13 protein-coding genes are annotated in these 15,386 nt (G+C 65.1%); 1 reads left to right on the forward strand and 12 read right to left on the reverse strand.

The annotated features are described in order from the left end of the window. The 5 genes from DL240_RS09630 to DL240_RS09650 form a co-directional block, all read right to left on the reverse strand. A partial coding sequence (locus tag DL240_RS09630; RefSeq protein WP_199589785.1) for a hypothetical protein occupies positions 1-264 on the reverse strand: 264 nt, incomplete at its 3' end. 194 nt (positions 265-458) lie between these two features. Continuing rightward, positions 459-923: a TerB family tellurite resistance protein gene (locus DL240_RS09635; protein ID WP_111729680.1), complete on the reverse strand. Its 465-nt coding sequence runs from the start codon at positions 921-923 to the stop codon at positions 459-461. Positions 924-1,021: 98 nt separating this feature from the next. After that, a complete protein-coding gene (locus DL240_RS09640; RefSeq protein WP_111729681.1) occupies positions 1,022-1,762 on the reverse strand; it encodes a hypothetical protein in 741 nt (246 codons plus the stop codon). 52 nt (positions 1,763-1,814) lie between these two features. Continuing rightward, entirely contained in the window at positions 1,815-2,378 is a 564-nt protein-coding gene (locus tag DL240_RS09645) for a hypothetical protein (RefSeq protein ID WP_146618218.1), read from the reverse strand. Beyond that, a complete protein-coding gene (locus DL240_RS09650; protein ID WP_158542466.1) occupies positions 2,375-4,138 on the reverse strand; it encodes an oligosaccharide flippase family protein in 1,764 nt (587 codons plus the stop codon). The genes DL240_RS09645 and DL240_RS09650 overlap by 4 nt, the downstream gene beginning before the upstream one ends. A gap of 109 nt (positions 4,139-4,247) precedes the next feature. Between DL240_RS09650 and DL240_RS09655 the strand changes: the two genes are divergently transcribed. After that, complete coding sequence (locus DL240_RS09655; RefSeq protein ID WP_111729684.1) at positions 4,248-4,829, forward strand: hypothetical protein; 582 nt, start codon at positions 4,248-4,250, stop codon at positions 4,827-4,829. A gap of 10 nt (positions 4,830-4,839) precedes the next feature. On the opposite strand, the gene dnaX is transcribed toward DL240_RS09655, so the two are convergent. The 7 genes from dnaX to DL240_RS09690 all read right to left on the reverse strand — a co-directional run bounded on the left by dnaX (position 4,840) and on the right by DL240_RS09690 (position 15,291). Then, positions 4,840-7,269, reverse strand: coding sequence for a DNA polymerase III subunit gamma/tau (dnaX, locus tag DL240_RS09660; RefSeq protein WP_111729685.1), 2,430 nt, complete (start codon positions 7,267-7,269; stop codon positions 4,840-4,842). Between the two features lie 251 nt (positions 7,270-7,520). Further along, positions 7,521-9,392 (reverse strand): phospholipase D-like domain-containing protein, encoded by a 1,872-nt coding sequence (locus DL240_RS09665; protein ID WP_158542467.1) that lies wholly within the window; start codon positions 9,390-9,392, stop codon positions 7,521-7,523. Positions 9,393-9,439: 47 nt separating this feature from the next. Next, the gene (locus DL240_RS09670) at positions 9,440-10,729 is read right to left on the reverse strand and encodes a hypothetical protein (protein ID WP_111729687.1); all 1,290 of its coding nucleotides are present in this window, start codon (positions 10,727-10,729) and stop codon (positions 9,440-9,442) included. 11 nt (positions 10,730-10,740) lie between these two features. Beyond that, positions 10,741-11,466, reverse strand: a complete 726-nt coding sequence (locus DL240_RS09675; protein WP_111729688.1) for a lamin tail domain-containing protein — start codon at positions 11,464-11,466, stop codon at positions 10,741-10,743. A 65-nt stretch (positions 11,467-11,531) separates the two neighbouring features. Continuing rightward, entirely contained in the window at positions 11,532-13,169 is a 1,638-nt protein-coding gene (locus DL240_RS09680) for a hypothetical protein (RefSeq protein ID WP_146618220.1), read from the reverse strand. Between the two features lie 106 nt (positions 13,170-13,275). Further along, positions 13,276-14,184 (reverse strand): hypothetical protein, encoded by a 909-nt coding sequence (locus DL240_RS09685; protein ID WP_111729690.1) that lies wholly within the window; start codon positions 14,182-14,184, stop codon positions 13,276-13,278. A gap of 114 nt (positions 14,185-14,298) precedes the next feature. After that, complete coding sequence (locus tag DL240_RS09690) at positions 14,299-15,291, reverse strand: hypothetical protein (protein ID WP_111729691.1); 993 nt, start codon at positions 15,289-15,291, stop codon at positions 14,299-14,301. Positions 15,292-15,386: the final 95 nt, after the last annotated feature.

Genomic DNA, 15,386 nt, shown 5'->3' on the forward strand with positions numbered 1-15,386 from the left:
GAGAACGAGAACGAGAACGAGGTCGAGCACCAGCACGAGTACGAGCACGAGGTCGAGGTCGAGCACGAGGTCGAGGTCGAGGTCGAGGTCGAGACCGAGGTCGAGCACGAGCACGAGCACGAGCACCAGGTCGAGCACGAGCACGAGCACGAGCACGAGCACGAGATCGAGCACGAGGTCGAGGTCGAGGTCGAGGTCGAGACCGAGGTCGAGCACGAGCCCGAGCACGAGCACGAGGTCGAGAACGAGCACGAGCACGAGCACGAGCCCGAGCCCGAGCCCGAGCCCAAGCCCCGAACAAAAAAAAAGCGCCCCGGGCTATCTCCCAGGGCACTCTTTCCCTTCCCCCCCCAACGCCAACCGCCCCCCTCAGGGCGGCCGATGGCAAGGAGGCAGGGATGAAGCCGTGCGAATCCCGGACGACGCCGCCAGCGTCGTCCTGAGGGGGGCGAAGCGCCTCAGAACGCTTCTTCCCGGGTAATCTTGCGGATGATCAGCGACTGCTTCTCCGCGCTGATACCGAAGGACTGCACCATCTGCTGCAGGAGCACGCGCTCATCCTCGTGGACCTCCTGATCGGAGAGGGCGACCAGCGAGGAGAGGTAATAGGCTTCTTCGCGCAGCCAGTCGTCGCCGAGCCGGGCGCCCAGCGCCCCGAAGAGCTCCGCGAGCACCGCCGGGGTGGGCTCAAGGCTGCGGGCACCGGCCACCGCGTTTTGCACGAAGGTATCGGCCTCAAAGGCGCCCTGCCATTTCAACATCCCGATCGCCTCGACGAGCTCGCGCTCCTCTTCGGGCATGATTTTGCCGTCGATCACCTTGGTGGCGACCAGGGTCTCGATCAGCGCCTCGTTCTGCTCCTGGGTCAGTTTGCCGAAGCGGCGCTCGGTGAGTTTGTTGGCGATCATTTGAAAAATAGGCATGGGTCCCTCCGGGGAGTCAGAAGTCACACATCAAAGAGAGTTTTACGAGAACGAGCCGGCAACCTAACACGGCCAGAGCCCGGGCTCCAGCGGCCCACTCAACGGCTGAGGATGCGCAAGAGGTCCACCAGCCCGTGGCGCCTCAAGAGCTCCTGTCGGCGCCTGGCCCAGAGGTGCTCGCGGCGAGCCCGGGGGCTCATGGCGTCGAGGGCGTTGGAGGTCTGGAGGGCGATGGCGTCTTCGAGTTCGAGGCGTTCCTGCTCACCCAGCGCGTCGAGGTAGGCCTCGATCAGGGCCACGTCGGTGGCCTCCAGCTCCTCAAAGCCAAAGGCCCCCTGCTCGTCGAGCAGGCGCCGCGCGGCGCGCCAGCCCTGGCGGTAGGCCTCTCGCCAGCGCTCTTCGTCGGCCTGCCGGCCGGCGGCCTCGATCGCCGCCAGGGCCTCGCGCAGAAGCTCCGGGGTCGCCGGCGCCTCGGCCACCGAGGCCTCAGGGGCCTCAGACGGCGCCGGGGCGGTGTCCCGGGGCGTCGCGGCGCCGGGGCTCTCATACGCGTCGGTGCGGGCGTGAGTGCCCAGGCTGCGCTCCCCGAGCGCCCGGGCCTCGGCCTCGATAAAGGGGCCGCACTGGCGCACCGAGCGCGGCTTATCGCGCTCGCCATAGGCCCGAAACGCCTCGTCGATCCCCCGACAGACGGCCCGGGCCGCCACCCCGGCCTCCTGCAACTCCTGGAGGTAGGCCAGATCGCGGGGCCCCAGCAAAAAGGTGCGCCCGCTGAGCTCGGTAAAAAAGAACTGGACCTGTTCCAGAAACCCGACCTGTCCCGGCGGCAAATGACTCATCACATCCCCGACTCATCCCTTCCTGATGCCTCGCCAGGCCCCTGGCGAGGGCTCACAGCGCGGCGTCTGGCGCCGGCCCATCCTGGGCGGCGGTGTCCTCTTGCGGGGCCTCGCGCTTCTCCTTCTCGCGGGCGCGGTGCTCGTCGCGGGGCAGGCGCTCGCGCATCCACCACCGCCCCTCCTCGGAGACCCAGCGCTCCACAAAACGCTCCTGACGCACGGTGGTCTCGGGCAGCTCGTACCACTCTTGCTCCACCTCGATCAGGGCCTCAAACCCGTCGTCGGAGAACTCCACCTTGCGCAGGGCCAGATCCACCACCCGAAAATCCTCCCCGAGCTCTTCGTAGCGGCCCAGAAAGGCCTCCCGCGCGGCCTCGTGCACGGCCTGAGAGGCCTCTTCGTAGCGGGCCCAGCGCAGGTTTTTATGAAAGTTGCGCGCGCTCATCTCCAGCGCGACCGGGTCACCGGGCTTCTCCCGGGTCTGGGCGGCCGAGCACCCGGTGACCAGGGGCAGCCCCCCGGCCAGAAGCATCACCAGCGCCAGCGCCCACATCCACACCCGCACTCCGGCCCCCGCCTTAGCCGGGGCCGCCCACCTGCCGCTCACCTTGCTCATGCTTTCCCCTTCTTTTTGCTGATCACGGCCTTGAGCCGCGCCATATCCGTCGCCGTGAACTCCCGGGTGAAAAAGAGCGTGGCCAGCAGCGCCACCCCCATCGAAGCCATCTTGCCCACGACCATGGCCAGGTACACGACCTTGCCCTGCTCGGCGACCAGGCTCACCGGCAGGGGCATCACCAGATCGATGCCCCAGAGCACCCCGGCGGCCAGCACCAGACGTCCCAGCGTGGCCCAGGGCGGCGCCGCCCCGAAGGTCCGCCAGAGCCAGCCCACCGAGAGCAGGCATCCGAGCACCATCGCGATCGTGGTGGCGATGGCCGCCGACTGCATGTAGTCGGGCGCCCGCAGCAAAAAGGGCGCCGCAAAATTCGCCGAAGCCTCGGCCTGGGCGGCGGCCGCCGAGACCACCGAGAGCGCATCGCCGGTGGGCGCCACCGGTACCACCGGGCTCATAGCGGCCATGACCTCGGCGTGGGTGCGCGTCAGAAACACGTAGTTGAGCACCGCGCTCAGCGCCAGCGAGGCCCCCATGATCACCACCGCCGCCAGCGGGTGCCCCGAGCCGATGATCATCGTCGTGGCCACATAAAAGAGCGCAAAGAAGATGATCGACACGCTCAGGATCGAGAGCGCCACCGACGCCGCCTGATAGTCCGAGGAGTAGAGCGCCCCGATGATCGAGTCGGCGTTAAACGCCAGCACCATCGCCACCGCCGCGATCAACATCGAGCAGTAGCGCAGCGTGCTGCGCACATAGGCCCGGGTCTGCCCGGTGTCCTCGCTGAAGGTCGCCTGGCTGATCATCGGGAAAATCACAAAGGTCACCGCGATCACGCCCTGATAGGGGATGCGCGCCACGTTGAGCACCGCGCCGTAGAACCCGGCGAACTTGTTGCTCATCAGCGAGAAGAGCGACTCCATCCCGCTTAAGTGCTCGGGCACCCCGGAGGCGATGGCCTTGAGCACAAAGAAGTCCGCGCGCATCAACCCGTTGAGCGCGAAGGTGTAGAGCATGATCAGGACCAGATAATTGAGCAGGCGCTTAAAGGCCTGGCGCGTCTGGGCCTTATCCAGGGTCGGGCTGGCCAGGCCCTGCGCCCGCCGGACGCGCTCGCGGCGAAAGAGCCAGATCCCGGCCACCGTGCAGATGATGCCGGCCGCCCCCACAAACCCGGCCACCGCCCCGGCCACCCCGAAGCCCAGGAGCACCAGGCCCACGATCCCGAGCATCTTCAGCGTGGAGAACCCGAAATCCAGGCTGGCCTGACGGGCGAACTCCTTGAGCCCGTTAAAGTAGCCCACGAAGATCGCGTAGAAGGCGTAGAACAAGATGATCAACGCCGACAGACGCAGCAGGGGCGTCAGACTCGCGTCATTAAAACTGGCGGCGATCCAGGGGGCCCCCAGCGCGTAGAGCGCGGCCACCGGCACCCCGAGCATCAGCTGCATGCGCACGGCCATGTTGACCAGGCGCCCGGCCTGATCGGGCTGCTCGCTCACCAGCTTGCTCACCGCGTTGAGCGTCCCGGTGATCATCACCATGTTAATGAGCCCGATCGACTCGGTGATGATCTTAAAGACCCCAAAGGCCTCGGCGCTGCCCAGCATGATCGGCAGCCCCAGCTGAATCACCGCGCTGGTCACCAGGAACCAGACCTTGGCTGCGGTAATGATCAAAAAGCCCCGTCCGGCCTGCTTCACCGACGCTTCATCCATCGGCTTTGCCGCCTCGGTTGCTCTCTCTTGCGCGCTCATCTCGCCTCTTATCTCGGGTCGATCGACAGGGGTGGTTGTGGCATAACCCCGGCTTGTGTCAACAATCCCAGCCTCATCACCCATGCCGCTCTGCATCAGGACAAACGCGATGCGACCTTCGATCTGGGCCACGGGCCTGCTCTTTGCTCTCTTTATCTTGCTCCCTTTCAGCGCGCGGGCCCAGCAGACCAGCGCGCCAGACGCCGAGGGCGACGCGGTGCCGGTAGCGGCCCAGCTCGCCGCGGGAGAGGCCGCCGAGCCCGGCGCCCCGGAGCCGGCCGCGGCCGCAGACGCCCCACGCTCGACCTTTTTTAATGCCGACCACCGCCGACGTATCTACGAGGAGAGCAAGCTCAGCCACACCCGCGCCGCGCTCTACACGCTGCTTTTGCCCGGGCTGGGGAACTTTTATGTGGAGCAGTACGCCCTGGGCACCGTGGCCCTCTCCCTGATGGTCTTTGGCGGGCTCTTTATCGGCTACGGGCTCCTGCTCGATCGCGGCGATCTGATCGGCCTGGGGGCCGGGGTGGCCGGCGTGGCCTACGGGGGCGGGCTGCTCACCAGCTACCAGGGCGTGCGCCGCTACAACCTTCAACTCCAGCAGAGCCTGCAGCTGGAGCGCGCCGCGGGGCCGGGGCCCTGGCCGGCTCAGCCCCGGAGTCTGGGGCTGAGCCTGCGCCTGCACTTCTGACGCCGGAACCTCATTCATCAAAGAGCTTCACACTCACCCGCACATCCGAGGCCCCGAAGAGCGACTGGGCCTGAGCCACCACCGGGTCGGTGCGCACGTCTTCGACCAGCGCGGCGCGCCGGCGGCGGATATCCTCTTCGCGCTCCTCGGCCAGGTTCGTGACCCCGGCGGTCGCCTCGGCCTCGATCCTCTCGATGATCACCTTCCAGCTCGCCCCGAAGATGCGCGCCACCGCCGTCTCGATCGCCGCCTTGCGGGCGTCTTCCTGGGCGATGTCGACAAACTTCTGGGTAAAGCTCAGATGGACCTGCCCCTCGTCAAAGCGCTGCACATAGGCGTATTCGCAGGCCGCGGCCACCGGGGCGTTGCCCTTGCGCAGAAACTCCACCACCGCCTTCCAGCGATCCCGGGCCGACTCCAGCCCGGAGACATCGGGCACCGCGATCTCCGAGAGGTCGACCCGGGCCAGGGGCACGGGAACCCGGGACTTCGGCGGCCGGGGCGCCTCGGCCACAGCGGTGTCCGCGTCCGAAGGCTCCGGCGCCGCCAGCTCGGGAGCAGGTGCAGGCTCGGGAGAAGGTGCAGGCTCGGGAGCAGGTGCAGGCTCGGGAGAAGGTGCAGGCTCGGGAGAAGGTGCAGGCTCGGGAGGCGCGGCTAGCTCGGGAGAAGGTGCGGGCTCGGGAGGCGCGGCTAGCTCGGGAGTAGGTGCGGGCTCGGGAGGCGCGGCTAGCTCGGGAGAAGGTGCGGGCTCGGGAGAAGGTGCGGGCTCCTCAAACGACGCCTCATCCTCGGGACGCATCAGCGCTTCGTAGCCGTCCACCGACCAGCCCTCGGCGTCCGTCGTCGGCGCCGATGCCCGCGCCGCCTCTTGGGCCTTTCGCGCCTCCTCGGCCTTACGAGCCTCTTCAGCCTTACGGGCTTCTTCAGCCTTACGAGCCTCTTCAGCCTTTCGCGCTTCTTCCGCCTTACGCGCTTCTTCGGCCTTTCGCTCTTCCTCGGCCTTTCGCGCTTCTTCCGCCTTACGGGCTTCTTCAGCCTTACGGGCTTCTTCCGCCTTGCGGGCTTCCTCGGCCTTACGGGCTTCTTCGGCCTTACGGGCTTCTTCGGCCTTTCGCGCTTCCTCGGCCTTACGGGCTTCTTCGGCCTTACGGGCGTCCTCGGCCGGGTCGCCGGGCTCGGATTCAGCCGGGCTCAGAGTTTTTTTTTCTGCCGCTCCCGGTGCCGAAAGCGCGGGCGCCGCGGGCGCCGCGGGCCGCTCCGGCCAGGCGATCTCCCCGCCGATATCCTCCGAGAGCGCCTCTTCGAGCAGACTCAACCGGTCGATCAAGAGATCCAGCCCCACCATCGGCTCCAGCGCCGCCAGACGCACCAGGGTCATCTCAAAGATGAGCCGGGGGTAGGGAGAGCGGTGCATCTTCTGCGCGCCCTCCACCATCACGCTGAAGCAGCGGTGCAAGAGCTCCTGGGCCTTGCCCTCAATCTGGCGCCGGGCGATCGCCAGCTCACTCTCGGTGAGCTCGGTGACCTTCTCCGGGTCCTGCACCACCGCGGTCACCATCAGATCGCGGAAATGCGTGACCAGCTCCGAGGCAAATTGCTGCAGATCGTAGCCGTAGCGGTTCACCTCATCGACCACCACCAGCGCGCGCTCGGCGTCGCCGGCCAGCACCGCCTCCGAGAGGTCGAAGAGATGGCGACGGTTGGCCACGCCGAGCACCTCGGCGATCTCGGCCTCCCGAATCGTCTTCCCCGAAAAACTGATGATCTGATCGAGCAGGCTCAGCGCGTCGCGCATCCCGCCGGCGGCCTGACGTGCCACGATCTGCAGCGCGGCCCGCTCGGCGTCGATCCCCTCATGGCGGCACAGATGCTCCAGGTGCTCGACGATATCGTTCTGCCCGATGCGCTTGAAATCAAAACGCTGGCAACGACTCAAAATCGTCACCGGAATCTTCTGCGGCTCGGTCGTCGCAAAGATAAAGCGCGCGTGGGGCGGGGGCTCCTCAAGAGTCTTCAACAGCGCGTTGAAGGCCTCGGTGGTAAGCATGTGCACTTCGTCGATGATGTAGATCTTGTTGCGGTCGCGGCTCGGGGCGTAGCGCACCCCCTCGCGCAGCTCGCGGATCTCGTTGATGCCCCGGTTCGACGCGCCGTCGATCTCAAAGACATCCACCGACTGCCCCCTGGAGATCTCCAGGCACGATGGGCACTGATAACAGGGCGTGGCCGTGGGCCCCTGGTGGCAGTTGAGCGCCTTGGCCAGAATGCGGGCCGTGGAGGTCTTGCCCACCCCGCGCGCGCCGCAGAAGAGGTACGCATGGTGCACCCGGTCCTGCTCGATCGCGTTCTTGAGCGTGCGGGCCACATGCCCCTGGCCCACGACCTCTTCGAAATGCTCGGGGCGCCACTTTCTGGCCAACACCACGTACGACATCGACATCCCTACGCCTGAAGTTCCTGCTCTTGCCCGGACAGACCGCCCGTCCGGCACATCGTGCTGTGTTCTACTTCACTCGGGGACCAAAAAAAAGGGAGGCCCGCGCTACAGGCGCGGGCCTCCCTTTTAACGATCCAGATCCATGCATCTCGACCAGTCCAGCATGGTGGGCATTTCAGCCTGCATCCATCACTTAGCAAGCCATGCTCGGGGGCCGGATAGCCCCCACACACCATCCATCAATCCCACACAAATCAGGGAGAGTTGGCCTCACCAGGGGTGGCGAAGATGAAGCTGCGGAACGCTTCATTGACGTTGACACCACCTTCGGTGGCCGAGCACTGCTTCCAGCTGCCTCGCTGATCGCCGGCGCCCACCGAACCATTGCTGTCGATGATGCGCTCCATCGAGTAGTTGGTATCGCCCTGGCGCCCGCCGAAGTACGCCGGGCTGCCATCGCCGGCGCGGTCCACGACCACCTGCCGCGTATTGCGCAGCTCCAGCTGCATCGACGCGGCCTTGAGGTTCAGACGACGGAAACGCGGGTCGTTGGCCGTGTTGAGCACGAAGTCCGGGTTGGTAAAGGCGTGCTCGCCACGCTGGGGATCGCGCTCGGAGAGGGGCACCGTGTTGTGGTCGAGCACCAGGAAGTACTCCCCGGGATCGATCACGGTGCCGGGCGTAAAGCCCATGGTGACATCCTGACCGTTGCTCAACGTCCACATCGAGAGGTTAATCGGCTTATCGGTGGTGTTGTAGAGCTCGATAAACTGGTCGTTGGTCACCCGACGACGGCAGTCTAGATCGCTTCCGCCGCCGCAGTTGTGGTCGGAGGGATCGCGCTCCCCGTTCCAGCCGTCGAAGTGCACCTCACTGAAGACCACATCACCGGGCTGAACCTCATCATCGCAGCGCAGCTCATCGTTGTTGACCATCAGGTTGCACATGGCCGTGGAGATGTCTTTGCCGTTGCGCCAGATGTTGTGGAACTCCTCCAGGTACTGGTTGGTGATGCGCTCGCCACGCAGCACGATCAGGATCTCATCGTTGGAGATCGTGGCGGCCGAGGACCAGTTAAAGCTCCCGGTGATCACCCGGGCGTTGGGGGTGCCGGCATCCAGAATCATCGTCTTGGCGTGCAGACGGCCACCGCCGGCCTGGTAGTCGCCGGGGAGACGGGAGTTCTCGTTGCCATCCAGCCGCATCGGGATGCCGTTGGCGGCCAGGCGGTAGCCCTGGTGGTACTGCCCGTTACCGTGCAGCTGCGAGCGGTCCAGCACGCCTACCACGCCCTTGGGGCGCTCCAGCGGGGAGAGATCATCGAAGCCATTTTCGGCGTTGAAACGCTCAAACTCTTTATGACGGGCGATGAACTCGCTGGCGACCTGGTCTTTGGTGAACGCAAAGATCGTGAAGTAGATCGAGCTCTCCACATTCTTGAGTTCTTCCAGGATCTTGCCCATCGCGTCGTCCTGTGGCGAGAAGAGCACTTCGACCTCGGTATCCCCGATCTGGAAGACGTTGGGGAGCGTGGTCGGGTGCTTGGCCGCCGAGAAGCGTCCGTCAAACATTTGCTCGAACTCCGCGGTATAGAGTTCGGCATGCTCGACGTTATCGAACCACACCCAGTTGTTGTTGTTGCGGGTGAACTCGGAGTTGGAGATGTTCCCGGTCCCGACAAACACAAAGCGGTTGTCCACCACGAAGAACTTGTCGTGCATGATATGGAACTGGTTGCCGGTCTGAATCGGCACCTTGTGCTGCTCCATAATGTCGTAGCCGTAGGACCCGCGGCTGTACTCGCCAGCGTCGGCCACCAGGCGCACGCGCACCCCGCGGTAGTGGGCTCGCACCAGGGCATCGACGATGTTCTGCTTGTTAAAGCCGTACACCGCCGCATCCACCGAGACCCGCGCCGCGTCGATGCGCTCGGTGATGAATTCGCTGGGCTTGCGGTTGAACTCACTCCCCCGGGTATATCCCGGCGAGTTGAAGAAGACCTCGACGCTGGGGGTCTCCAGAGTTTCGAGATCGCCCGGATCGTCGAGTCCGCAGGCCGCGGCGGCCAGCGCCAGCGCCGCCAGCACCAGAGTCCGCGCCACGCTTGCCATACCTCGGGTCATCATCGTGTGCTCCCGGCCAGATTGCTCAAAAACGTTGGTCGTCGTTTCCATCACTGAGCCTCACTCCAGAGCTGCTGCCAGGCGTCCACAAAGCTCTCCACCGCGTCGTAGCGATCGGAGCCGAACTCCACGATTTCCCACATCGCCCCGTCGACGAAGGTGTCCGACTTGTAGACGAGCACCCGGTCGTTGGGCACGCGGCTGATCACGTTGAGGGGGGCACCTTCCCACAGGTTATGGCTGAGCATCTGCACCAGCCGCGGGTGGTTGCGCCCGTCCCTGCCGCGACCGGCGTCGTTGATAATGAAGGTCGGCAGCTGTCCCATCGACGCCGGCGCACGCACCGCCCCGATGGCGTCCAGCTCGGCGTCCACCGAAGTGCCCTGGGTCGAACCCACCAGCACCCGCACATCGAACCCGTTGTCGCGCTTGTAACGCAACGCTTTGAGCAGGTCGCCGTTTTGCAGGTCGTTGGTCATCAACCACACCGAGCCTTTGGCGCGGTAGACTTCGTCGATGATGTTCTTAACCAGGCGTTCCTGGGGGTTAAAGGTCACCCGCATCTGACCGCGGTTGGTCTGGCGCAGGGTCACGTTCTGGGTGATCGACTTGAGCGGGCCGTTGTACACGCTGAGCGTGGTCGAGAAGACCCCGCCGTGCATCTGATTGAACTCCCGGCGGAAGCTGCGCGCCAGGTCTTCGCTCATCGCCCGAAACGCCAGCCACATCGGCTGCGCGTCGTTGATCGGCGCGCTGACGTTCCACACCGTCGTGGTGTCGACCACCACGAAGCTGTGACTCATCACGTTATAGGCGCCAGGCCGATTGACCATGTTGTCGTTATTGCTGGGCACGCCACTGGCCGCGGTGCACCAGATGTAATCGCCCGAGCCATGCTCGTCGCAATAGCCCAGCACCGTGGTCAGCGTGGGGTCGGGCAGATAGGAGATCGGCCCATCGCCCAGCACCGTGTCGATGTCCGGATTGCTCAAAAGGGCCTGAATACCGCTGACCGAGCTGCTCTCGTTGTCGCTGACCACGCGCACCGCGACCCCGCGGGCCGCCGCGGCTTCCAGGGCGTCGACGATGGCCGGCTTCTCCAGCATGCCGAAGGCCGCCTCCACCTGCTCGGTGGCCTGGTCGATGTCCCGGACCATCCCGGCGATGACGTCAGCCTGCACGTCGTCGCCCACGTAGTAGTCCACGTAGGTGAACCAGCCCTCGTAGTCCTCGCTCTGAGCCTGAGCCGGCTCCACCCAGTCGGTGGTCGTGGTGGGCGCCGCCAGCGCCAGCACACCGGCCAGCGCCAGGGGCGTAAGATAGGGGATTGTGCGTCGCATCTTCGCTCTCATCACTCAAAGCCCCCGCTGGTGTTGCTGCCGGTGTAGTCGGCGCTGTTGGCCTGCCCCGGACTGGCCATCGTGTAGGTGCGCCAACCCTGGGCGATCTTGCGCTCGCCGCCGGTGCCCATCACATCATCGATGTTCGAGGTCCAGGCCCGGTCCTGGTTGCCGCGGTTGCCAAAGAGCACCTGGGTGCGCTCCATCGAGCGCGTCGTCACCAGGTCGTAGCTCCCGGCAAAGATGTACTCCTCGCGGGAGCCACCCGAATCCATCAGGCGGCGGTCAGCGTCGCGCAGGTTCACGTACACCGCGCGCTTACCCAGCTTCAGCCCTTCGAGGATCACATCCGCCTCGGCCCCAAAGGCGCCGTCGGCTTTGGCCGCGATCACAAAGAAATCGTTAGGCTGAATCGGCTCTTCCATCTGCGGCAGACGGAAGCTGCGCGAGTAATCGCCGCCGATCTCCAGGTTCCAGCCCGAGACATTGACCGGCCGGGGGTTCTTGTTGAGCAGCTCAATAAAGACGTCGTCCGGGTCGTAGGACTTATCGTCGGAGACGCTCCCGGCCCAGTTGATCTCGTTGACCAACATGTTGCCGCGCTCACCGGTGGTCGGCTCGCCATCGGTCTCCCAGCGGTAGAGCACCTGCTCGGAGGAGGCCCCCGGGTCGGAGGTGTCTACACACCCTGCGGCGGCTGCCACCAGCAGCCCCGCTGTTAACCATCGCGCTCTCATCTTCTCTCCCTGGCGCCAGAAGGCGCCGCTCCAAATCTCAACCCACACCTATCGTCGACGCGGTCTCAGAAGACCAGAGTCGCACCGGCCGAGACAGCCCAGAACTGCTGGAGGTTGTCCACGCTACCGCGGGCGCTACCGGCGTTGCGGGTGATCTCGATCTCGTAGAACTCACCCGGCAGGAAGATGCCGCCGACACCGTAGAGCGAGAGCGCGTCGTTGGCCTGGTAGCTCAGGCTCGCGTTGAGTTCGGTTCCCAGCGACTTGCCCAGGCGCTGCTGCGCTTCGAGCTGGTCACGCGAGTAGCCCGAGGGAAGACGGTCGCCGGCGGCGTCCAGACGGTCAAAATCAAGGTTGGTCGAGCCGGTGTCCTGGTACATCCAGGCGCCCAGGTCCAGGCGAAGGCCCTGCTCCAGGGTCGCGCCCAGGCCGGCGTGCAGGATCTGGGTGCCGCCTTCGCGGCGGATGTCATGCTCGCCATGAGCGATGCCGTCGCGGCTGACGTACGCCGAGGGGCGCCAGCCGTTGTACCGGCCCATGTTCAGGCCGCCGGCGTAGGAGCCGCCCATCGAGACAAAGCCGTGGTTGTACTGCAGGCCGTCGGCGCCGTACTGCGCGCCGTCGGCGCGGAAGTACTGCAGCGCCAGCGAGAGGCCGGCCGGACCCAGGTCCATGTCGCCGCTCAAGCCGGCGCCAAAGGCCTGACCGTCGATGGCCACGTCGTGCACGCCGATGTTGACCTCTTTGCGGTCGATGCCACCCGAGTAGGCGTACTCGCCATAGACGCCCAGACGCGCGGTATCGAGTTCCAGGAAGTAGCTCGCGCGGGCACCGGCCAGCCACGAGAAGTCGTTATCCGAGAAGTTCCCCAGCGTCCCCTCGTGGGTGCGGTCGGCGCCGGTTCCCGCGCCGCCGATCGAGGCGAAGTAACCAAAGGCGCGCGCCTCCAGGCCCTCGACCAGGTCGGTGTTCTCGTAGACCCCGCCGTAGCGGAAGGTGTTGGTCTCACCGCGCATGTTGTAGACGAGGTCGCGACCGGAGTGCCACTGCAGGAAGCTCACCGTATCCGGGCGTCCCTGGGAGGCGTAGAGGTCAAAGGCCAGGATGCGAACCCGACCGGCCTCTTCCATGTCCAGGGTCAGCGTCAGACCGTCGACGTTGTCGCGCAAGAAGTAGTCACGCGGGGTGCCACCGATGGTGTGGGCCTGGCGACCGAACTTCGCGCTGAGCTCAAAGCCGTCCACGTCCACCGCGGTCCAGTCCACGTTGAGGTCGTAGACGTAGAAGAACCCGCCGTACTCGTTGGTGCCACCGATCTGGTCGCTGCCCCAGAGCCCGGAGTGGCTCGCGCTGAAGTTGAGGCGAGTATCGTCGAGCACCCGGTAGTTCGCGCCGAGCGCGATCGAGGTGTAGGCGAAGGTGTGGCGATCGTCGGTCTCGATGCGCTCCTGGTTGCCGTTTTCTTCGTCCAGCTGACGGAACCCGGCGTTATCCGAGGAGTGCACTTCGCTGGTCAGACGGAAATCCCACTCCAGGCGCTCATCCTCTTCTTCTTCCACCTCAACCGGGGCGATTTCGGGAGCCTGCACCTTACCGGTGCTGACCGCCTCTTCCGGAGAGAGTTCCTGAGCCAGCGCCGTCGACGGCACCACCATTGCACCCAACAACATCCACGCACCCGCGCGACCTGCATTGATCTTCATCTTCTTCTCGTCTTTTGCTCGGACTTTACTGCGCCAGACCTTCGCATCGCGGGCGAGGGTCTCCGGCGAGACAATTTCTAAGGATTCGGTGTAGGAGAGCGCCTGTTTACTCTTCGATGCGCTCCAGCTGGCCCAGGGCCGTAATCAGGAGGCGTACCCCGAAGCTGTTGATCACCGGGGCCGTCACCTGCACGACTTCCCCGAGTTTCGGGCCCACGCCGCGGCGACCCAGCTCGGCGTCGAGGCTGACCAGCCATTCCACGCTCGGATCCTCCAACGACTGCAGCCGCATCTCGTTGAAGTTCTGATTCGTCGGCTCCAGCACCACGCGGCCGGTCACCCGGCGCACCTGGTAGACATCTTCGCTGGCGCTAAAGTGGCGTTCCACCTCCTCAAAGTGCACCGGAATGCGCTCGTCGGGGCGGTTGATCACCTCTTCCTCGCTGTAGGAGAGGACCGCCAGGGAATCGAAGTTTTTCATGATGCCGCGGACTTTGATGCGGACCCGATCGCCGATATCAAACTCGGCCAGACGCGAGTCTTTGAGCACCAGGATCCCGCCGCTGGCGTCCTCAAGGGTGTAGCTGCCGTAGTAGCGCTGCTCGATCCCGCACACCGTGACCTTCTGGAAATAACGGGGGTGCGTGGTCACCACGCCTTCGATCACCGCCGGGAGCTCGTTGAGCGTGGCCGGAACGGTCTGATCCCAATCCCGCTCCGGATCGCAGTCTCCCGAGACCGGGTAGGGCTCGCCGGGGCTGAACCCGAACCACACCACCTCGTCGGGGTAGAGGGCTTTGACATCTTCGATCGGCACTTCGCCGGTGAAATCGTAGGGCGTCGTCGAGAAAGCGATCGGGTCCTGGACCTGCCCGTACTCGCCATCGGAGAAGTAGTCGGCCGGATCTTCACCCAGCTGAGGCTCCACACACGCAGTGGCGCCCACCAGCGTCAGCGCGACAAGCGCACCCACCGGCAGCTGGCGAGAGCCCGTACTTCGGCTTCGCGTCATCATCGTATCTCGGGAAGAAAAGAAGAGTCTTTCGGTTCGCGTTGGCCCCCAGAACAGGAGCCAAAAGACGACGAGCCGGCCTCCCCCTTAAGGGGGCGGCCGGCTCGTCGAAGGCGATCAGTCTTCGAAGCTCGGCGGATTGAAGTGCCAACCGTAGTTGATCGTATCAAGCTGCGCCGAGGGCTGCGGGGTAGCCGCCGGATCTTCCACGTAGCGCGCATCGTAGGGATGCGGGTGTGCGAAAGCCGGTCCCATGAAGGTCACGCAATCGCCCTCGGCCAGGAAGTTCGAGGCGGAACGCAGGGTCAAGGAGAACTCATCGTTCTCACCGTAGACCATGGTGTAGCACTTGCTGGAACCACCGCACTCGGTGGGGGCACCGACCAGCTCACCACCCACGCGCACCAGCTTCTGGTAGTGATCCATGGTCAGTTCGCCGTCCAGGTCGACGAAGGGCACTTCGTTATCCGTGCTGACGATCTCAAAGCCGCTTACCGACTTAATCTGCTCCTGACCGCCGTAGTACTGATACGACTCGAGGGTAAAGTTGACCTTCTGCCCCACCAGAATCGGCTCGGCGATGGGTTCATTCAGGAAGAACTGCGCCACGCCATTGGCGTCCTGCACCCAGAAGCGCTTCTGACCGTAGTCAGCATGGGTGGTGGCGATGACGGTCGCGCCGGTGACGACCACAGGGGGATCCAGCGTGATCAATGCCGACTCGGGGCTTTCCGGCTCGGTCGCCGTCGGCTCGAGCAGGTCGAGGTAGGCTCCCAGGCCGGCATCCTCAAGCTGAACCGTGGTCGAGGGCACGCCACCGCTGTGGACGTCGTTTTCGAAGTCACCGACCTGCCCGACGAAGAGGGAGTTCTTGACGCAGGAGCCCGGCTGCACGTCGGTGTCGGGGGTGCCGGTATCCTCATCGGGGCCGGTGTCCTCGTCGGGGGTCCCGGTGTCCTCGTCGGGGGTCCCGGTGTCCTCATCGGGGGTCCCGGTATCCTCAACCTTGTCATCGCCGCTCGGGTCTTCCGCCCCGCCGCAGGCAGTAAGAGGCGCAATAGCCAGCGCCATCGCACAGAACATCACCGTCAACAGATTTCGCTTCGACATCGTCGTTTCCTGCATTGTGTGGTCACTTTTTCCGCACCCGGAACGGGTACGGCTCCCAACGAGCGCCAGACCTCTTGTACTCACACATGGCCTAA

Source organism: Lujinxingia litoralis (assembly GCF_003260125.1).
Taxonomy (GTDB): domain Bacteria; phylum Myxococcota_A; class Bradymonadia; order Bradymonadales; family Bradymonadaceae; genus Lujinxingia; species Lujinxingia litoralis.

Bases quoted from the DNA above. Each gene is read 5' to 3' on its own strand.
- DL240_RS09675 (WP_111729688.1), bottom strand. From the start codon at position 11,466: ATGAGAGCGCGATGGTTAACAGCGGGGCTGCTGGTGGCAGCCGCCGCA.
- DL240_RS09690 (WP_111729691.1), bottom strand. From the start codon at position 15,291: ATGTCGAAGCGAAATCTGTTGACGGTGATGTTCTGTGCGATGGCGCTG.
- DL240_RS09665 (WP_158542467.1), bottom strand. From the start codon at position 9,392: ATGATGACCCGAGGTATGGCAAGCGTGGCGCGGACTCTGGTGCTGGCG.
- DL240_RS09650 (WP_158542466.1), bottom strand. From the start codon at position 4,138: ATGAGCGCGCAAGAGAGAGCAACCGAGGCGGCAAAGCCGATGGATGAA.
- dnaX (WP_111729685.1), bottom strand. From the start codon at position 7,269: ATGTCGATGTCGTACGTGGTGTTGGCCAGAAAGTGGCGCCCCGAGCAT.
- DL240_RS09645 (WP_146618218.1), bottom strand. From the start codon at position 2,378: ATGAGCAAGGTGAGCGGCAGGTGGGCGGCCCCGGCTAAGGCGGGGGCC.
- DL240_RS09640 (WP_111729681.1), bottom strand. From the start codon at position 1,762: ATGAGTCATTTGCCGCCGGGACAGGTCGGGTTTCTGGAACAGGTCCAG.
- DL240_RS09680 (WP_146618220.1), bottom strand. From the start codon at position 13,169: ATGAAGATCAATGCAGGTCGCGCGGGTGCGTGGATGTTGTTGGGTGCA.
- DL240_RS09670 (WP_111729687.1), bottom strand. From the start codon at position 10,729: ATGCGACGCACAATCCCCTATCTTACGCCCCTGGCGCTGGCCGGTGTG.
- DL240_RS09685 (WP_111729690.1), bottom strand. From the start codon at position 14,184: ATGATGACGCGAAGCCGAAGTACGGGCTCTCGCCAGCTGCCGGTGGGT.
- DL240_RS09635 (WP_111729680.1), bottom strand. From the start codon at position 923: ATGCCTATTTTTCAAATGATCGCCAACAAACTCACCGAGCGCCGCTTC.
- DL240_RS09655 (WP_111729684.1), top strand. From the start codon at position 4,248: ATGCGACCTTCGATCTGGGCCACGGGCCTGCTCTTTGCTCTCTTTATC.